This window comes from Mycobacterium sp. Panama NTM2 (assembly GCF_054355555.1).
Genome location: NZ_CM135953.1, coordinates 3,336,195 through 3,355,207, shown reverse-complemented (window position 1 = coordinate 3,355,207; position 19,013 = coordinate 3,336,195). Strand labels below are relative to the sequence as shown.

The following is a 19,013-nucleotide window of genomic DNA, read 5'->3' as shown; positions in this document are numbered from 1 at the left end:
CTCATAGGCAGGTTAGCGCACGTGCGCAGGCTGCTCCGGTGGGCGAAGAGCCTGCCGACGAGGCCCAGCTAGGGTGTCTGACGACTTCACGAAGGGTGTGACTGCGTGACCATTGCCGTGACCGGATCGATCGCCACCGATCATCTGATGCGCTTCCCCGGCCGCTTCTCCGAGCAGCTGCTGGCCGACCACCTGCAGAAGGTGTCGCTGAGCTTCCTGGTCGACGATCTGGTGATGCACCGCGGCGGGGTCGCCGGAAACATGGCCTACGCGATGGGCGTGCTCGGCGGGCAGCCGACGCTGATCGGCGCGGTCGGCGCCGACTTCGACGACTACCGCGAGTGGCTGACCGGAGCCGGCGTCAACTGCGATGCGGTGCTGGTGTCGGAGTCCGCCTACACGGCGCGCTTCGTCTGCACCACCGACGAGGACATGGCGCAGATCGCGTCGTTCTATCCCGGCGCCATGTCGGAATCCCGCAACATCAAGCTCGCCGATGTCGTGACCCGGACGGGCACACCGGATCTGGTGATCATCGGGGCGAACGATCCCGAGGCGATGTTCCTCTACACCGAGGAATGCCGCTCGCTGGGCCTGGCGTTCGCCGCCGACCCGAGCCAGCAGCTCGCCCGGCTGTCGGGTGACGAGATCCGGCGGTTGATCGACGGCGCCACCTACCTGTTCACCAACGACTACGAGTGGGATCTGCTGCTGCAGAAGTCCGGGTGGTCGGAGGCCGAGGTGATGCAGCAGATCCAGCTGCGGGTCACCACGCTGGGGGAGAAGGGCGTGGACCTGGTGGGCCGGGACGGCACGTTCGTCCACGTCGACGTCGTGCCGGAGCGTCGTCGCGAGGACCCGACGGGCATCGGCGATGCGTTCCGCGCGGGCTTCCTCACCGGCCGTGACGCCGGCCTGTCCCTGGAGCGAGCCGCGCAGCTCGCCTCGCTGGTCGCGACGTTGGTGCTGGAGGCGCCCGGCCCGCAGGAGTGGACGTGGGATCGTGACGACGCGATCACGCGGCTGACCGATGCCTACGGCGACGACGCCGGCCGCGAGATCGCGTCGGCGCTCGCCTAGAGCTGAACCGGGTAGGTCGGCTCGCTGATCGTCGGCGTCACGCTGTGCTCGATGAAGATCGCGTGCCACAGCATGAAGATCAACACCGTCCACAGCCGGCGGCTGTGATCGGCGGCGCCCGTGCGGTGTTCGTCGAGCATCGCGCGCACCGCCGACAGATCGATCAGATCCCCGGCACCCGACGTCGCGATCATCCCGTACGCCCAGTCCAGCAGCTCGCCGGCTCGCAGCCAGTGACGGATCGGCACCGGGAAGCCGAGCTTGGGGCGATGCAGCACATGGGCGGGGATGACTGGTTCCAGCGCCTTGCGCAGCGCGTACTTGGTCGTCGACCGGGTGATCTTCTGGTCATAGGGCAAGCGTGACGCGACCGCGAACACCTCCGGGTCGAGGAACGGCACCCGCAGCTCCAGCGAATTCGCCATCGTCATCTTGTCGGCCTTGACCAGGATGTCGCCGCGCAGCCAGGTGAACAGGTCGATGTGCTGCATCCGCGCGACCGGGTCCCAGCCGGCGGACTGCGCATACACCGGCGCCGTCACATCGGTGTGCGTCCACTCGGGCCGGAACCGCGCCAGCACCGCGCGCAGCTGTGCATCGGAGAAACTGCGCGCATTGCCGTAGTAGCGCTCCTCGAGCGTCAGCGAGCCGCGGTGCAGCAGACTCTTGCCCCGCATCCCCTCGGGCAGTGGGCCGGCCATCCGGCCGACCGACCTGCGCACACCCCGCGGCAGATAGTCGAACGGCTTCAGCGACAGCGGCTCCCGGTAGATCGTGTAACCGCCGAACAACTCGTCGGCGCCCTCACCCGAGAGCACCACCTTGACGTGCTTGCGGGCCTCCCGGGCGATGAAGAACAGCGGCACCAGCGCCGGGTCGGCCACCGGTTCGTCGAGATACCAGACGATCTCGGGCAGCGCGTCGACGAACTCGGCCTGGCTGACCACCTTGGTGACGTGCCGGGCACCGATCGCCTCGGCCGACGCGACGGCGACGTCGACCTCCGAGAAGCCGGCGCGCTCGAAACCGGTGGTGAACGTGATCAGCCGCGGGTTGTGCCGCATCGCCAGCGCGGCGATGGCCGTGGAGTCGATGCCGCCCGACAGGAACGACCCGACGGTGACGTCGGCGCGCATGTGCTTGGCCACCGAGTCCTCGAGCACCGCGGTGATCTCGTCGTAGCGCGACTGCTCGCGCCCCGCCACGAAAGGCACCGCTGCGAAGCGCGGCGTGAAGTAGCGGGTCACCTCGGGTGCCGCGCCCGGCCGCACCCGTGCGTAGCTGCCCGATTCGAGCCGCCGGATACCGCGCTGCAGCGTCTCGGGCTCCGGGACGTACTGCAGCACGGTGTAGTGCTGCACGGCGCGCTCGTCGATGCTCAGGTCGACACCGAGCTGCCCGGCCATGTCGAGGAGGCACTTCTTCTCGCTGCCCACGGCCGTGCCGCCCGGGCCGGTGGCCATGTACAGCGGTTTGATGCCGAAGGGATCGCGGGCGCAGAACAGTTCCTCGGTGACGGTGTCCCACAGCGCGAACGCGAACATCCCGCGAAGGCGGGTGAGCGCCTCGGCGCCCCAGTGGTGGTAGGCGGCGACGATGGCCTCGCCGTCCCCGTCGGTGTGGAAGACGGCGCCGTGCTCGGCGGCCAGGGCCTCCCTCAGCTCGAGGTAGTTGTAGATCTCACCGTTGAACACCAGCGCGTAGCGCTGCGGAGCCTCGGCCGGACCCCAGCGCAACGGCTGATGGCTGTGGGCGATGTCGATGATCGAGAGCCGGTTGAAGCCGAGCACCACGCGGTCGTCGTTCCAGGTCCCGGGCTCGTCGGGACCCCGATGACGCATCAGATGGCTGGCGCCGGAGACGGCGTCGACGAGGCTGGGGGAGACCTCATGGGCAGGATCGGTCACCAACGCCAGCAGTCCGCACACGGCGCCAGTATGTCTGATCGGCGGCCCCGGAAATGACATTGCCCCGGTCGCATGGAACTGCTCGGGAAGCGTGGTCTACGCTGCGTAGTATTCAATGCAGCCGTCTGACCGTCCGGCGGTCGATCGACTTGGTAGGAGGCGCCAACGTGCCCGCTCGCGGCCTGAAGTTGGTGGCATTGTCCCTGCTCCTGGGAGGGACGACGGTCCTGCTCAGCGGGTGCAGCTGGTCCGATGCTCTCGCCCTGGGATGGCCCAAGGGCATCACCCCCGAAGCGCACCTCAACCGTGAGCTGTGGATCGGTTCCATGATCGCCGCGCTGGTCGTCGGCGCGATCGTCTACGTCCTGCTGTTCTGGACCGTGGTGTTCCACCGCAAGAAGAAGGGCGACCAGGAACTGCCCCGCCAGTTCGGCTACAACATGCCGCTCGAACTGGCCCTGACGGTCACCCCGTTCCTCATCATCTCGGTGCTCTTCTACTTCACCGTCGTGGTGCAGGAGCGGATGCTGCACAAGGAGCCCAACCCCGAGGTCGTCGTCGACGTCACGGCGTTCCAGTGGAACTGGAAGTTCGGCTACCAGAAGATCGACTTCAGCGACGGCACCTTCACCTACGACGGCGCCGACAACGCCCGCAAAGAGGCGATGACCTCCAAGCCGGAGGGCACCTACGAGAACGGTGAGGAGCGCGTCGGCGCGATCCGCGGCCTCAACCCCGAGGACCGCACCTACCTGAACTTCGACAAGGTCGAGACCCTCGGCTCGTCGAGCGAGATCCCGGTCCTGGTGGTGCCGTCGGGTAAGCGCATCGAGTTCCAGATCGCCTCGGCCGACGTGATCCACGGGTTCTGGGTGCCGGAGTTCCTGTTCAAGCGCGACGTGCTGCCGAACCCCGAGGCGAACAACTCCGACAACGTCTTCCAGGTCAGCGAGATCAACAAGACAGGGGCCTTCGTGGGCCGCTGCACCGAGATGTGCGGCACGTACCACTCGATGATGAACTTCGAGCTGCGTGTCGTCGAGCCCAACGATTTCAAGGCCTACATGGATCAGCGCATCGCCGGTAAGACCAACGCCGAGGCGCTGCAGGCGATCAACCAGTCGCCGGTCGCAACCACCACCAAGCCGTTCGACACGCGCCGCGGTGAGCAGGCGCCCCAGGCGAGCAGGTAGGACAGCAGATGCATATCGAAGCCCGGTTGTTCGAGTTCCTCACGGCGTTCTTCGCGCTGGCGACGGTGGTGTACGCAGTGCTCACCGCGCTGTTCGCCCAGGGCGGGGTGGAATGGGCCGGTACGACGGCGCTCGCCCTGACGACGGGCCTGACGCTGATCACCGGCACGTTCTTCCGCTTCGTCGCCCGCCGGTTGGACACCCGCCCCGAGGACTACGAAGACGCCGAGATCGCCGACGGCGCCGGCGAACTGGGCTTCTACAGCCCGCACAGCTGGTGGCCGGTCATGATCGCGCTGTCGGCCTCGGTCACCGCGGTCGGCATGGCCCTGTGGCTGCCGTGGCTCATCGTCGCCGGCGTCTGCTTCGTGCTCACCACGGTCTCCGGGCTGGTCTTCGAGTACCACACCGGACCCGAGAAGCACTAGCCGCTGCATCGTTCTGCGTTGCAGCCCGGGACAAGGTCACAATCCGGCATGAGTTGGCCGGCGACGGACTTACCGCCCCTCTCCACGACATCGGAGTTGGGTAGTGTTGCCGGCGCACCGCGAGCCGCCGCCGGCGGTGATCGGCGCCCGAGAAGCTGGCTGAGAAGGATTGACGCACATGAGCGGGCCTAGAGGCGATGAGCCGGGTGACCGGTCCTCGGCCGACGAACCGACCCAGGACGTCTCGGGTGTCGCCCCGGACAGCGACGCGAGTGCACCCGGCACCGGTCCGACCGACCACTACTCGCGGGCCTACTCCGCCCCGGAATCCGAACAGTTCGTCAGCCCTCCCTACCTCCCCGCCGAATCGTCGCTCTACGACTACGACAGCTACGACGCATCAGCCGACACCGGCGAGACCCCCGATCCGCCGCGATGGCCCTGGGTGGTCGGTGTCGTCGCGATCATCGCCGCCATCGCGCTGGTGGTGTCGGTGTCGGTCCTGGTGACACGCACCGACACCGACAACCTCGCGACGCCGGAGACGACCACCAGCGCTCCGCCGCCGGTGCAGGACGAGATCACCACCACGACACCCCCGCCGCCCCCGCCCCCGCCGCCACCGAGCACCGAGGAACCGCCGCCGCCCCCGCCGGAGACGGTGACGGTCACCGAACCTCCGCCGGAGCCGGCTCCCACCGAGGCGCCGCCGCCCCCGCCGCCACCGACCACCACGGAAGCGCCGCCGCCACCACCCACCACGACGCGGGCCGGCCCACGCCAGGTCACCTACTCCGTGACCGGCACCAAGGCGCCCGGCGACATCATCACGGTGACCTACACCGACGCCTCGGGGCGCAGCCGCACCCAACGCAACGTGTACATCCCGTGGTCGTTGACCGTCACCCCGATCTCGCAGTCCGAGGTGGGCTCGGTGCAGGCGTCGAGCCTGTTCCTGGTCAGTCGGCTCAACTGCTCGATCACGACCAGCGACGGCACGGTGTTGTCCTCGAACACCGGCAACGCCGCGCAGACCAACTGCTAGCCGACATGACGACACCCGCTGCCCGCTACACCCCGGACCGCACGGATCGCATCCTGCTGGGCGGCTGCGCGGCCGCATGGCTCGCCGCATTGGGCGCCGGTGTCGCCGCGACGGTGGCACTGGTCGACCTCGGTAGCGGCCGCACCGCGTCCGGCGACTCCGGCACGCCCTGGTTCCTCTACGTCGTGATCGGGGTGTCGGCGGCGGTGATCCTCGCCGCCGTGCCGTTGCTGCTGCGGGCCCGCCGAGATGCGCGCGGTGACGCGGGGCCCCGGGAGTCGAAGCCGACTCCGACGGCAGCCTCCGGTGAGCAGGGGAGCGCCCCACCGCGGGTCGCAGACGCGCCGACGGAGAAGATCCGCGCGGTCGCTCCGGCCCAGAGTGTCTCGGCTGCACCCAGCCCGTCCGGGTCGCCCGTCGTGGAACAGCTGACGTTGCGCTGCGCAGCCTCGATCGGCGCCGCGATGGGCGTTGCGTACGTGCTGATCGGGACCGCGACCTACCTGATGGCCGTCGACAACGACGTGACTTCGTGGGTGTTCTACGGTGCCGCCGGCGTCGTCACGGCCGCGATGATCGGCCTCCCGATCTACTTCCTGCGTGAGCTGCGGAGCCACGCCGACGCATAAAGGACATCCGCCCCGGCCTGAGCCGGAGCGGATGTCGTTGTCGTGCGGGGGCCGGTCAGTGATGACCGTTGTCGGATGACCCGTTGGAGTGGCCGTTCGACGATCCGTGTCCGTTGGAGCCGTTGTGCCCGTTGGAGCCCTCGTGGCTGACACGTTCACGCAGCGCCGTGATCGCCCGATGCTCGGCCGCGTGGGCCGCCTCGGTGAGCGCCTCGTGCTCGGACACCGGGTCCGCGCTGAGGAAGCCACCCGTGCCCGGAGCGCCGGCCGAACCCAGCTTGTTCATCCGCTTCGGCAGAGCCGCACCCTGGTACTCCAGCGGGATGGCGTGGCCGTGCTCGTCGACGGGGCCCAGCGGCTGGTGCAGCTCGATGTAGGCACCGTGCGGCAGGCGCTTGATGATGCCCGTCTCGATACCGTGCTCGAGCACCTCGCGGTCGCTGCGCTGCAGCGCCACCGCCCAGCGGTAGGCGATGTAGTAGACGATCGCCGGGAGCACCACCATGCCGATACGGCCGATCCACGTCGTCGCGTTCAGCGAGATGTGGAACTTCAGCGCGATGATGTCGTTCATGCAGGCGAACGTCAGCACGATGTACAGCGAGATCGCCGCCGCGCCGATCGCGGTGCGCGTCGGTGCGTCACGCGGACGCTGCAACAGGTTGTGGTGCGCGTCGTCGCCGGAGAACTTCTTCTCCAGGAACGGGTAGGCGATCAGCAGCATGAACACCACACCCATGCCCAGCGCCACCCACACGCCCTGCGGGATGGTGTGGCCGAACGGGTAGAACTCCCAGGCCGGCCACAGTCGGATCAGGCCGTCGGTCCACATCATGTAGAAGTCGGGCTGGCTACCCGCAGACACCTGCGACGGTTTGTACGGCCCGAGCACCCAGATCGGGTTGATCTGCAGCAGACCGCCCATCAGGCCGAGGATGCCGACCGTGACCGCGAAGAACGCGCCGGACTTGACCGCGAACACCGGCATGACGCGCACGCCGACGACATTGGTCTCGGTCCGCCCGGGGCCGGGGAACTGGGTGTGCTTCTGGAACCACACCAGCGCCAGGTGCACGCCGATCAGGGCCAGGATGATCCCGGGGATCAGCAGGATGTGCAGCGCGTAGAGGCGCGGGATCAGGATCTCGCCGGGGAAGTCGCCGCCGAACAGCGCCCAGTGCATCCAGGTACCGATGACGGGGATGCCCATCGTGATGCCCGACAGTGCGGCGCGGATGCCGGTGCCCGAGAGCAGGTCGTCGGGCAGCGAGTACCCGAAGAAGCCTTCGAACATCGCCAGGATCAGCAGCAGCGACCCGATCACCCAGTTGGCCTCACGGGGGCGGCGGAACGCGCCGGTGAAGAAGATGCGGGCCAGGTGGACCATGATCGACGCGGCGAACAGCAGCGCCGCCCAGTGGTGCACCTGCCGGACGAACAGGCCGCCGCGGATCTCGAAGCTGATGTCGAGGGCCGTCTCGTAGGCCCGGGACATCCCGACGCCGCGCAACGGCTGGTAGACGCCGTTGTAGGTGACCTCTTGCATCGACGGGTCGAAGAACAGCGTCAGCCACACACCGGTGAGCAGCAGCACGATGAAGCTGTACATCGCGATCTCGCCGAGCAGGAAGGACCAGTGGGTGGGGAACACCTTGTTCAGCTGGCGACGTACCGCAGCCGACGGGTGGTAGCGGGAGTCGATGGCGTCGCCCTGCTTGGCGGCGATCTCGGCCATGTTGGGTCGTGGGCTCATGACTTGCGCTCCCAGAATGCCGGTCCGACGGGTTCGATGAAATCACCGTTGGCTACAAGGTAGCCCTCTTGATCGATGGTGATCGGTAGCTGCGCCAACGCGCGGGCAGCGGGTCCGAAGATGGGCCGGGCGAAGTGCAGCGCGTCGAACTGCGACTGGTGGCACGGGCACAGGATTCGGTACGTCTGCTGCTCGTACAGCGACGACGGGCAGCCCAGGTGGGAGCACACCTTCGTGTACGCGAACAGCTCGCCGAAGTTGAAGCTCTCCTGGCCCTGACGCTTGACCACCCGCGACATGTCGCCGGGCCGGATGCGGATCAGCATGACCGGATTGCGCACGCCCATGCTGATCTCGTGCAGCTTGTGCTCGGACTCCACCGTGGTGCCGTCGCCGTCGGATTCGCGCCACGGGAACACCGTCTCCATACCGCCGGCGTCGATGTCCTCGGGGCGCATCTTGACGAACGGCGACTCGCCGGGGCGGCCGGTGGCGCGCGCCAGGTAGATCGTCTCGCCGGTGAAGCGGGGCGTCCACCCCGACGTCCACAGCACGGCCTTCATGCCCTCGGCCGTCGGCACGACGGGCTTCCACGGGTTCTTGATCAGACCGCCGATGAAGGCGATGGCGGTACCGAGTCCGAACGCGCCGAACCCGATGCCCAGCGAGAGTCCGATCAGCTTGCGCCGCTTCAGCGTCGAACCTTCCAGCGCGTCGCCGAGGTTGGCGGCGACGGTCCGGCGGTGCAGCTCGGGGGAGGCGCCGTCGTGGCGCTCCTGGATCGAGATCTCCTCGGGGATGAACTTCTTCTGGAACAGGACCGCGCCGACACCGATGGACAGCACCGACAGGCCGAACGTCAGGCCGTACAGCGGCGTCGCCAACGCGTACAGCCACTCGCCCTCGGAGCCGAACGGCTTGTACTCCCACGGCCAGAACAGGAAGATCAGCAGCAGCGCCAGGCCCGAAACACCGGCCAGCAGAAGCCAGTACGCGACGGTGCGCTCAGCGCGCTTCTCGGCCTTGGTGCCCGGGACGGGCCAGCGCGGCTCTTTGTAGACGATCTCGACGCCGTCGAGCTTGCCGCCGAGTTCGAGCAGCTGCTCCTGGGACATCTCAGCGAGTTCAGCGTCGGTCGGCTGCCCGGGGGTACCCATCTGGCCGGGGGTGTCGGAACCTTTCTCCGCGCCCGTACCTTCACTCATGCTCGTGCTCCGATCCAGAGGGCGGCCGCGATGATGGCCACCATGCCGACGATCCACGCGACCATGCCCTCGGACGTGGGGCCGAAGCCGCCCAGTCCGAGACCGCCCGGCGACGGCGTCTCGGCCGCTTCCCTGACATAGGCGACGATGTCGCGCTTCTCGTCAGGGGAGAGCTGCCGGTCGGAGAACTTCGGCATGTTCTGCGGGCCGGTCAGCATCGCGGTGTAGACCTGTGCGGGCACCTGGGCCGCCTCGCCGAGATCCGGTGCGTACTTGCCCGACGACAGGGCGCCACCCTTACCGGTGAAGTTGTGGCACGACGCGCAGTTCAGCCGGAACAGGTCGCCGCCGCGGGCCACGTCGTTGCCGATCAGCGACTGCGAGGCGATCGCGCCGTTCTCGTCGCGCGGCACGACGGGGCCGCCGCCGTTGGCCTGGATGTAGGCCCCCAGCGCGTCGATCTGGGCCTCGTCGAACGCCGGTTCTTTGCGCTGGGCCTGCGCCTCGCCGCGCATCGCGGGCATCCGGCCGGTGGCCACCTGGAAGTACACAGCGGCCTCGCCGACGCCGATGAGGCTCGGGCCGCGGTCGGCCACACCCTGCAGATTGGCGCCGTGGCAGGTGATGCACGCGGTGTCGTAGAGCTGCTCGCCGGTGCGCAGCATGGCCGAGGCCGATTCGTCGGCCACCGCGACCTGCGGCGTCGGCGTGAAGGTGGCCGCCAGACCACCGGCCACTGCCAGTCCGATCAGCAGCAGCAGTGCCGCCGAGACGCGCCGGCGCAACCGGCGCTTGGACTTGCTTGTCATCGAACCCCTTCTTTTCTGCGGGCTGCCAGGCTGTGTCGCCGAATTCGTCATCGGACGAAGTAGATGACGGCGAACAGGGCGATCCAGACGATGTCGACGAAGTGCCAGTAGTACGAGACCACGATCGCGGCGGTGGCCTGCGCCGGGGTGAACTTGCTCATCCGGGTGCGCAGCAGCAGCAGGATGAACGCCACCAGACCGCCGATCACGTGCAGGCCGTGAAACCCGGTCGCCAGGTAGAAGACGGTGCCGTAGGCGCTTCCCGGGATCGTCGTGCCCTCGTGCACCAGGTGGTAGTACTCGTAGCCCTGGCCGCAGACGAAGAACAGACCCATCGCGAACGTCAGCAGGTACCAGCGACGCAGCCCGAACACGTCGCCGCGCTCGGCCGCGAACACGCCCATCTGGCAGGTGAACGACGAGGCGATCAGCACCAGTGTCACCGGTACCGCGAGCGCGAGGTTCAGCTCGGTCGGGGGCGGCGGCCACACACCGCCGGCCTGGGCGCGGGCCGTGAAGTACATCGCGAACAGGCCAGCAAAGAACATCAACTCGCTGGAAAGCCACACGATCGTGCCAACACTGACCATGTTCGGACGGTTCAGTGAATGCACTCGCGACGTGATGGCGGTTCCCGAAGTCCCTACAGCGCTCGTCACAGCTGCAAGTATGACGCTTTGTAGTTGTCTAACTCCACCCGGGTCGAGCAATTCGTCATAATCGCGTCGTGACTCCTGCTCCCGCTGCGCACGACCCGTCTGTGGCCGCTCCGACATGGTCGGTGATCCTCGGCCGCCTGACCACCAACCAGTCGCTCCTGCCGGGGCAGGCGGCGTGGGCGATGGACGAGATCATGACCGGCGCCGCCACGCCCGCGCAGATCGCCGGCTTCGGCGTGTCGATGAAGATGAAGCGGCCCACCTCGGCGGAGGTGGGTGAGCTCGCCGACATCATGCTCAAGCACGCGCACCGCGTGCCCACGGAGGCCATCGGCACCGACACCGTCGACGTGGTGGGCACCGGGGGCGACGGCGCGAACACCGTGAACCTGTCGACCATGGCGTCGATCGTCGTGGCCGCTGCGGGGGTCAAGGTGGTCAAGCACGGCAATCGGGCGGCGACGTCGTTGTCCGGCGGCGCCGACACACTCGAGGCCCTCGGGGTGCGTATCGACCTGGGGCCGGAGGAGGTCGCGCGCTGTGTCGCCGAGGTGGGCATCGGATTCGCGTTCGCGCCGCAGTTCCATCCGTCCTACCGGCACGCCGGGGTGGCACGGCGCGAGATCGGCGTCCCGACGGTCTTCAACCTGCTCGGACCGCTGACCAACCCGGCGGGACCGCGTGCCGGGCTGATCGGCTGCGCGTGGGGAGAATTGGCCGAGGTGATGGCGGAGGTGTTCGCCACCCGCGGCTCCAGCGTGCTGGTGGTGCACGGCGACGACGGCCTCGACGAGTTGACGACGACGACCACGAGCACCATCTGGCGGGTCCAGGCGGGCACCGTGGACCGGCTGCGGTTCGACCCTGCCGCGTTCGGCTTCGCCCGCGCGCACATCTCGGAGCTGGTCGGTGGTGACGCCGAGTCGAACGCCGCCGAAGCCCGCGCGGTGCTCGGCGGAGCGACGGGTCCGGTGCGCGACGCCGTGCTGCTCAACGCCGCCGGCGCCCTGGTGTCCCATGCGGGGCTATCCAGCGACGCCAAGTGGGTTCCGGCGTGGGAGTCCGGGCTCGCGCGGGCCACGGAGGCGATCGACTCCGGGGCGGCCGAACAGCTGCTCGCGCGTTGGGCTCGGTTCACCCAGGAGTTCTGAGGCGGCCACCTGCTCGTCGAGCTGCTCGGCCGCCACCCGGGCCGAGCGGGCCGACGCCGCCCACCCCGCCCAGCGGCCCGCGGCACCGATCGGTGAGCAGTAGCCCGCATCGGATTCGGAGCCGGCGCGCACGATCCGCACGCCGGGGTGGGCCAGCCATCGCGCGATGAGCGCGATCTCCTCGATCAGGGCGCCGCCGTGCGGCGCGGCGCTGGGCAGCACCGTCTGGGCGGCCGCGCACAGCGCGTCGACGACCGGCATCGGCGGAACCCCGCGGGGGGCCACGCCCGCGGCGGCGAGCTGGCCGTGCCGGATCACCGCCAGGTGCCAGCCGCGCTCACCGTCAGGTCGTGCCGCGACGAGCTCCCCGATCACCGACAGCGCGCGCAGCCGCTGACCGCGCCACAGCACGTCGATCGCCGCTGACGCCCGGTCCCGCATCCGGGCCGCCGTCTCGTAGCGGTGTCGCTGCGCCAGATCGTCGATGTGGGCGAGGATCGCGCGCAGCGCCTCTGCGCTGCGGCCGTCGATCAGCGCGTGCGCGGCGTCGACCGCGACGGCGTAGTCCTGCGCACTGATTCCGCGCACGGCAGGGCAGGGGGAGACCTCGACGTCCGGACACGCCGGCCCGTGCACTGCGCTGCGGGAGAGCCGCTTGGTGCAGGTCCGGATTCCGGTGAACCGGGCGATCAGCGCGGCGGCGTCGAGCGCATCGGCCCGGGCGCGGAACGGACCGAGCGCGATGTCGCTGCGCGGGCTGCGTACCGCGGAGAAGCGCGGGAACGTCTCGTCGGTGAGAGAGACCCACCACCAGCGGTGCGGGAACTTGGAGCGGCGGTTGTACGGGGGTGCGTGCGCAGCCAGTAGGCGCAGCTCGCGCACACCGGCCTCCAGATCATGAGCGCACTCGACGTGGTCGACGCCGGTGGCCAACGACGCCATCTCCTTCATCCGGGTGCGCGGGTCCGCCCCGGTGAAGTACTGGTTCACCCGGCGCCGCAGGTCCTTCGCGGTGCCCACGTAGAGCACCTCGTCCGAGGGGCCGCGGAACAGGTACACCCCGGGGGCGTGCGGCACTGTCGTGGCCAGGCGGCGGTTGCGGCGTTGGGCCGGGGTCACATCGGGCAGGTAGGACCGCAGCTCGGTGTAGGTCTGTACGCCCTGATTGCCGACGCGCTCGATCAGGCCGTGCAGCACGTCGACCGTGGCCCGCGCATCGGCCAACGCCCGGTGGTTGGGCGCTGTGGCCGCCCCGAACAGCTGCGCCAGCGCCGAGAGACGCACGCTGGGCGCCTCGTCGCGGGTCAGCACCCGGCGTGCCAGCCGCACCGTGCACAGCACCGGCGGCTTGGGCCACGGGATGTGGTTGCGTTCGGCGGCGGCGCGCAGGAACCCGACGTCGAAGCCCGCGTTGTGGGCGACCAGCACCGCCCCGCGTGCGAACTCGAGGAACGCCGGCAGGACCTCCTCGATACGCGGCGCGTCGTAGACCATCGCGGTCGTGATGCCGGTCAGCGCCACGATCTGGGGCGGGATGGCCCGGCCCGGGTCGACCAGCGTCGCGAACTCGCCGAGAATCTCGCCCCCGCGCACCTTCACCGCGCCGATCTCGGTGATCTGGTCGTGTCGCTCGCCGCTGGACCGCCCTCCCGTGGTCTCCAGGTCGACGACGACGAAGGTGGTCTCCCGCAGCGTCAGGTCAGCCGCCGGATCGACATCGGCGAAGCTCAGCTGACCCATGCGCCGACCGTAGGACGACGGGCCGACAAGTCGCCGTCAGGCACGCGCGTTCGAGCGCGCCGACTTGTCGGTCGCTGTCGATACCGTGCCCTCGACTGCGACGAGAGGACAGGGCATGCGTCATCACGAGCCACATGACCAGGCACGACAGGACGAGGGTTGCGGCGATTCCGGCGCCGATTCCGGGACGGTCACCATCGATTGTGACGACTGCGCGGTGCGCGGTCCGGGCTGCCAGGACTGCGTCGTCAGCGTGCTCCTCGGAATTCCCGAAAATTTGCTGGTGGACGAGCAGCGTGCGTTGGAAGTGCTGGCCGACGTGGGCCTGGCGCCGCGGTTGAGGCTCGTCCCGTTACATCGGCGGGGCACGCCCGGCGTTGCCTGACGACACCCGGCGTCACCGTCGTCCCATCCTTCACAGGAGCACCTGTTAAATTTGCGTCTCCTGTTGGACAAGGCCGATGCCGTTTCGTAACCTATCTGAGACCTAAGAGAGTTCAAGACAGCTCGTTACGGCAGTTGAAGGACGCATAAATCTTGACGCTCGACCGCGCGCATCGGAGCATCAGCCGTTTCTGGCGACCCGCAATCAGTGCCTTGGCCTCGGTGGCCGTCGTCGGCGCCCTGGCCGCCGGAGCCGGGCACGCCGACCCGGCCAGCGATGCGCTGGCCAAGCTCAACGAGCTGTCGCGCCAGGCCGAGCAGACGACGGAGGCCATGCACTCCGCGCAACTCGACCTGAACAAGAAGCTGGAGATCCAGCAGGCGGCAGAAGTCAAGCACGCCAACGATGTTGCGGCCGTGGACTCCGCGAAGGCCGAGCTCGCCGACTTCCAGCGCAAGGTGAACGATCTGGCCGCCGCCCAGTACATGGGTGGGCGGCCGTCGGGCTTCCAGGCCATGCTGACCGCATCCTCGCCACAGGGCTTGATCGACCAGCTGTCGATCCAGCGGGTGATGGCGCATGAGATGTCGGCGCAGATGTCGCGCTATCTCGAGGTGGGTAAGCAGGCGGAGGCCGCGGAGAAGGCGTCCGCGGTGTCGGCGTCGGAGGCCAAGACCGCCGCGGAACAGGCCGCCGCGGTGCGCGCTGACCTGCAGTCCAAGCAGAGCCAACTGCAGGTGCAGATCGCCGTCGTCAAGTCCCAGTACGACACTCTGACCCCGCCTCAGCGGGAGGCGTTGGCCGCCATGCCGCCCGCCCCGCCCGTCCCGCCGGCTCCGGCGGCCCCTCTGCCGCCGGCCCCCGGTCAGGACCCGGCCGTGCTCGCCGCGCCGCCTGCGCCCCCGTTGCCAGGAGCGATCCCGCCCGGCGACATCGCCCCGCCCGGATCCCCCGTCGCGACCACCGTGATCCAGGCGGCGCTGAGCCGGATCGGATCGCCCTACTCCTGGGGCGCCGCCGGGCCGGGTGCCTTCGACTGCTCGGGGCTGGTGATGTGGTCCTTCCAGCAGGCCGGCATCTCCCTGCCGCACTCCAGCCAGGCGCTGGCCGCGGGCGGGCAGCCGGTGTCCCGCGATCAGATGCAGCCCGGCGACCTGGTCACCTACTACTCCGATGCATCTCACGTCGGCATCTACATCGGTGACGGAATGATGGTGCACGCGTCCACCTACGGCACGCCGGTGCGAGTCGCCCCGGTGGACAATGCCCCGATCTACAACGTCCGCCGCTACTGATCGGGCCCGCTCCCGGCACCGCCTCGCGGCGCTGCTGGGCGCCGAAGCGCTGTGCGCCGTCCTGGTGATCGGCGGTGCCTACCCCGCACCGCCCGGACCGCCCGCGCTCGCGGCAACCCCGACAGCGGTCCTCACCGCGCCCCCGGCGAGCACTGCGGCGCTGCGCACCGTCATCACGCCGGGCGGTCGCAGAGCCCAGCTGATCGACCTCGGCGGCAGCGCCGCACCGCTGCTCGACCGTGTCGCTGCCGAGTTGCCGGGGGCCGAGCAGGCCGTCACGGCGTTCTGGGGTCCGCAATGGCCCGAAGACATTCCGATCGTGGTGGCCGGATCGCCCGAGCAGTTCTCCGCGCTGGCCGGTGCAGGGGCCGACACCGCCGCGACCACGACTGCCGAACGCATCACGTTCTCCCCGGCGGCCGGCACGATGGATGCCGGCGATCTGCGAATCGTGTTGCGCCACGAGCTTTTTCACTACGCTGCGCGCGCCGCCACTGTTGCTGATGCGCCGGTGTGGCTGACCGAGGGGGTCGCCGACTACGTGGGCCGCCCCGCCCCGCCTGGCCGCGTCGAGATGCCTTCGCGGCTGCCCACCGACGAGGAGCTGAGCACGCCCGGCCCCACCCGGTCGCAGGCCTACGACCGCGCCTGGTCCTTCGCCACCTTCGTCGCGCAGACCTACGGCCCGCACCGGCTGCGGGAGCTCTACGTCGCGGCATGCGCTCCCGGCCATCCGGACGCCGCCACGGCCGTGCGCACTGTGCTCGGGATCGACCTGCCCGCATGAGCGGGGTCCTGCTCGTCACCAACGACTACCCGCCGCGCCGCGGCGGTATCCAGTCCTACCTCGAGGCGTTGGTCGACCATCTGGTCGGATCACGCGGGACTTCCGTCGACGCGCTGACGGTCTACGCCCCGACGTGGAAGGGCGCCGAAGACTATGACGCGGTGGCGGCGGCGTCGGGCTACCGGGTCGTGCGCCATCCGACGACGCTGATGTTGCCCGAGCCCAGCGTGGCGTGGCGGATGCGGCGGTTGATCGCCGAGCACGACATCGACACCGTCTGGTTCGGCGCGGCGGCGCCGCTGGCGCTGCTGGCGCCGCTGGCACGCGCGGCAGGCGCTCGTCGGGTCATCGCCAGCACGCATGGTCACGAGGTCGGCTGGTCGATGCTGCCGGTGGCCCGAACGGCGTTGCGCCGCATCGGAAACGACACCGACGTGGTGACCTACATCAGCGCCTACACCCGGCGCAGGTTCGCCTCGGCTTTCGGACGCAACGCCGCACTCGAACATGTGCCGCCCGGGGTCGACATCGACCGCTTCGCCCCCAACGAGGTGGCCCGCGCAGAATTGCGCGCGCGATATCACCTCGGCGATCGGCCCGTGGTGGTGTGCGTGTCGCGTCTGGTGCCGCGCAAGGGCCAGGACATGCTGATCCGGGCGCTGCCGACCATCCGGGATCGGGTGCCCGGGGCTGCGCTGGTGATCGTCGGCGGCGGGCCCTACCGCACCTCGCTGCAGCGGCTGGCGCACAGCTTCGGGGTGGCCGAGCACGTGGTTTTCACGGGCGGGGTGCCGGGGGAGGAACTGCCCGACCACCATGCGATGGCCGACGTGTTCGCGATGCCGTGCCGCACGCGCGGCGGCGGGCTGGACGTGGAGGGGTTGGGCATCGTGTACCTGGAGGCCTCGGCCACCGGTGTGCCGGTGGTGGCCGGCCGCTCGGGCGGGGCGCCGGAGACGGTCGTCGACGGCGAGACCGGGCTGATCGTCGACGGTTGGGACGTCGGCGCGATCGCCGCAGCAGTCGGTGACCTCCTCGCCGACCGCACCCGGGCCGCGGCGATGGGCGCGGCCGGACGCACCTGGGCGGTCGAGAACTGGCAGTGGCAGATGCAGGCCGCGCGGTTGGCGCGGCTGCTCTAATCCTTGGTGTAGAGCCCTTCGATCTCCGCCGCGAACTTGTCGGCGACGACCTTGCGCTTCACCTTCAGCGTCGGGGTGAGCTCACCGGTTTCGACGGTGAAGTCCACCGGCAGGATTCGGAACTTGCGGATCGCCTCGGCCTTCGACACCGCAGTGTTGGCGTTCTTCACCGCCGCGTCGATCTCGGCGGTCAGGTCCGGGTCGTCGGCCAGCTCGCCCACCGACGCCCCTGCCGGCTTACCGTGATGCTGCTTCCACCCCTCGAATGCCTCGGGGTCGATCGCGATCAGTGCCGCGATGAACGGCTTCGCGTCGCCGACGGCCATCGCCTGACTGATCAGCGGATGTGCACGGAGCTGATCCTCGAGCACCGCGGGCGCGACGTTCTTGCCACCCGCGGTCACGATGATCTCCTTCTTGCGTCCCACGATCGACAGGAAACCGTCAGTGTCGACGCTGCCGAGATCGCCGGTGTGGAACCAGCCGTCGACGATCGCCTCGTCGGTCGCGGTCTCGTTGCGCCAGTAGCCGTCGAACACGACCCCGCCGCGCACCAGCAGCTCGCCGTCCTCGGCGATCGTCATGCTGTTGCCGGGCAACAACTTTCCGACGGTACCGACCTTCAGCTGGCCGATCCGGTTGGCGGTGATGGCCGCGCTGGTCTCGGTCAGGCCGTAGCCCTCGTAGATGGTCAGGCCGATGCCGCGGTAGAAGTGGCCCAGCCGGGCGCCCAGGGGTGCGCCACCGGAGATCGAGGCCGTGCAGTCCCCGCCCATGGCCGCTCGCAGCTTGCCGTAGACCAGCCGGTCGAACAGTGCGTGCTTGGCGCGCAGCAGCAGGCCGGCGCCGCCGGTGTCCTGCGCCTTGCTCCATTCGATCGCGGTCTCGGCGGCGCGGGTGAAGATCGCGCCCTTGCCGCTGTCGCTGGCGTTCAATTCGGCGGTGTTGTAGACCTTTTCGAACACCCGGGGGACCGACACGATCACGGTCGGCTTGAACTGGCCGAACATCGGCACCAGGTTCTTGATGTCGCTGGTGTAGCCGATGGTGACGCCGTTGGCGAAGGCCGTCATCGACAGGGCCCGGGCCAGCACATGGGCCAGCGGGAGGAACACCAGCAGCCGTCCGCCCTTGCGCAGCAGGCTGGGGAAACAATGGGTTGCGCCGCACGTCTCGGAGAGCAGGTTGGCGTGGGTGAGCTGACAGCCTTTGGGCCGGCCGGTGGTGCCCGAGGTGTAGATCAGCGTGGCGGGGTCGCTGGAGGCGATGGCGTCGCGCCGGCGGTCGACCTCGGCGGCATCGGTGGCCGCGCCGGCGGTGGCCAGTTCGTCGAGCGCGGCCGGGGTGGCGTCGATCGTGAAGACCTTGCGAAGGTCGGGCAGGCTGTCGTGGAGCTCCTTGACCATCTGCGTGTGCGCGTCCGTCTCCACGAACGCCAGCACCGCTGCGGAGTCCTCGAGCACCCAGCGCACCTGGTCGGCCGACGACGTCTCGTAGATGGGTACGGTCACCGCGCCGACCGAGAGGATCGCGTAGTCGAGGATCACCCATTCGTAGCGGGTGGCCGACAGCACCGCCACCCGGTCGCCGGGCTGCACCCCTTCGGCGATCAAACCCCGTGCGGCCGAACGGATCTGCTCGGCCGCCTGCCGACACGTCACATCCGTCCACCGGCCGTCGACCAGGCGCTGGAAGATCACGTGGTCGGGGTCGGCGGCCTCGTGCGTGTAGACGGGTGCGGCCACGTTGTCGTGTTCGCCGATGGTGAACGTTGCCGGTTCGCTGTACTCGCGCACGATGTATGC

At 69.2% G+C, this 19,013-nt stretch carries 16 protein-coding genes and 1 pseudogene; 10 read left to right on the top strand and 7 right to left on the bottom strand.

Annotated elements, in window-relative coordinates; genetic code table 11:
* Positions 1 to 105 precede the first annotated feature (105 nt).
* Positions 106 to 1,080 carry a carbohydrate kinase family protein gene (locus ACXYX3_RS15810; protein ID WP_241205795.1) on the top strand — a complete coding sequence of 325 codons (975 nt, stop codon included), beginning with the start codon at positions 106 to 108 and terminating at the stop codon, positions 1,078 to 1,080.
* Here the strand turns inward: ACXYX3_RS15810 and asnB are convergent.
* The gene (gene asnB, locus ACXYX3_RS15805) at positions 1,077 to 3,008 is read right to left on the bottom strand and encodes an asparagine synthase (glutamine-hydrolyzing) (protein WP_458608155.1); all 1,932 of its coding nucleotides are present in this window, start codon (positions 3,006 to 3,008) and stop codon (positions 1,077 to 1,079) included. The genes ACXYX3_RS15810 and asnB overlap by 4 nt on opposite strands.
* Before the next feature lie 89 nt (positions 3,009 to 3,097).
* Between asnB and ctaC the strand changes: the two genes are divergently transcribed.
* From ctaC to ACXYX3_RS15785, 4 genes are all read left to right on the top strand, one after another.
* Complete coding sequence (gene ctaC, locus ACXYX3_RS15800) at positions 3,098 to 4,180, top strand: aa3-type cytochrome oxidase subunit II (RefSeq protein ID WP_458612106.1); 1,083 nt, start codon at positions 3,098 to 3,100, stop codon at positions 4,178 to 4,180.
* A gap of 8 nt (positions 4,181 to 4,188) precedes the next feature.
* Complete coding sequence (locus tag ACXYX3_RS15795) at positions 4,189 to 4,608, top strand: cytochrome c oxidase subunit 4 (RefSeq protein WP_221359466.1); 420 nt, start codon at positions 4,189 to 4,191, stop codon at positions 4,606 to 4,608.
* Positions 4,609 to 4,786: 178 nt separating this feature from the next.
* A complete protein-coding gene (locus ACXYX3_RS15790) occupies positions 4,787 to 5,653 on the top strand; it encodes an MmpS family transport accessory protein (RefSeq protein WP_241205794.1) in 867 nt (288 codons plus the stop codon).
* Positions 5,654 to 5,658: 5 nt separating this feature from the next.
* Positions 5,659 to 6,282: a DUF2561 family protein gene (locus tag ACXYX3_RS15785; RefSeq protein WP_458608154.1), complete on the top strand. Its 624-nt coding sequence runs from the start codon at positions 5,659 to 5,661 to the stop codon at positions 6,280 to 6,282.
* A 55-nt stretch (positions 6,283 to 6,337) separates the two neighbouring features.
* Here ACXYX3_RS15785 and qcrB read toward each other — a convergent pair whose 3' ends face one another.
* The 4 genes from qcrB to ctaE are packed head-to-tail and all read right to left on the bottom strand — an operon-like array spanning position 6,338 to position 10,708.
* Entirely contained in the window at positions 6,338 to 8,035 is a 1,698-nt protein-coding gene (gene qcrB / locus ACXYX3_RS15780) for a cytochrome bc1 complex cytochrome b subunit (RefSeq protein ID WP_458608153.1), read from the bottom strand.
* Positions 8,032 to 9,240: a cytochrome bc1 complex Rieske iron-sulfur subunit gene (gene qcrA / locus ACXYX3_RS15775; RefSeq protein ID WP_458608152.1), complete on the bottom strand. Its 1,209-nt coding sequence runs from the start codon at positions 9,238 to 9,240 to the stop codon at positions 8,032 to 8,034. Before qcrA ends, qcrB begins: the two co-directional genes overlap by 4 nt.
* Positions 9,237 to 10,049: a cytochrome bc1 complex diheme cytochrome c subunit gene (gene qcrC / locus ACXYX3_RS15770; protein WP_458608151.1), complete on the bottom strand. Its 813-nt coding sequence runs from the start codon at positions 10,047 to 10,049 to the stop codon at positions 9,237 to 9,239. Before qcrC ends, qcrA begins: the two co-directional genes overlap by 4 nt.
* A gap of 47 nt (positions 10,050 to 10,096) precedes the next feature.
* Positions 10,097 to 10,708 (bottom strand): aa3-type cytochrome oxidase subunit III, encoded by a 612-nt coding sequence (gene ctaE / locus ACXYX3_RS15765; RefSeq protein ID WP_241205789.1) that lies wholly within the window; start codon positions 10,706 to 10,708, stop codon positions 10,097 to 10,099.
* A 68-nt stretch (positions 10,709 to 10,776) separates the two neighbouring features.
* Here ctaE and trpD point away from each other — a divergent pair, with 68 nt between their 5' ends.
* Entirely contained in the window at positions 10,777 to 11,859 is a 1,083-nt protein-coding gene (gene trpD / locus ACXYX3_RS15760; protein WP_458608150.1) for an anthranilate phosphoribosyltransferase, read from the top strand.
* Here the strand turns inward: trpD and ACXYX3_RS15755 are convergent.
* Positions 11,797 to 13,599: pseudogene (locus ACXYX3_RS15755) on the bottom strand (DEDD exonuclease domain-containing protein); the annotation flags it as partial. The gene trpD and the pseudogene ACXYX3_RS15755 overlap by 63 nt on opposite strands.
* A gap of 115 nt (positions 13,600 to 13,714) precedes the next feature.
* Between ACXYX3_RS15755 and ACXYX3_RS15750 the strand changes: the two are divergent.
* From ACXYX3_RS15750 to ACXYX3_RS15735, 4 genes are all read left to right on the top strand, one after another.
* Positions 13,715 to 13,984, top strand: a complete 270-nt coding sequence (locus ACXYX3_RS15750) for a hypothetical protein (protein WP_458608149.1) — start codon at positions 13,715 to 13,717, stop codon at positions 13,982 to 13,984.
* Between the two features lie 152 nt (positions 13,985 to 14,136).
* On the top strand, positions 14,137 to 15,279 hold the full coding sequence (gene ripC / locus ACXYX3_RS15745; RefSeq protein ID WP_458608148.1) for a peptidoglycan hydrolase RipC: 1,143 nt from the start codon (positions 14,137 to 14,139) through the stop codon (positions 15,277 to 15,279).
* Complete coding sequence (locus ACXYX3_RS15740; protein WP_458608147.1) at positions 15,248 to 16,066, top strand: peptidase; 819 nt, start codon at positions 15,248 to 15,250, stop codon at positions 16,064 to 16,066. The genes ripC and ACXYX3_RS15740 overlap by 32 nt, the downstream gene beginning before the upstream one ends.
* Positions 16,063 to 17,208, top strand: coding sequence for a glycosyltransferase family 4 protein (locus ACXYX3_RS15735; protein WP_458608146.1), 1,146 nt, complete (start codon positions 16,063 to 16,065; stop codon positions 17,206 to 17,208). The genes ACXYX3_RS15740 and ACXYX3_RS15735 overlap by 4 nt, the downstream gene beginning before the upstream one ends.
* Here the strand turns inward: ACXYX3_RS15735 and ACXYX3_RS15730 are convergent.
* Positions 17,205 to 19,004 (bottom strand): AMP-dependent synthetase/ligase, encoded by a 1,800-nt coding sequence (locus ACXYX3_RS15730; RefSeq protein WP_458608145.1) that lies wholly within the window; start codon positions 19,002 to 19,004, stop codon positions 17,205 to 17,207. The genes ACXYX3_RS15735 and ACXYX3_RS15730 overlap by 4 nt on opposite strands.
* Positions 19,005 to 19,013: the final 9 nt, after the last annotated feature.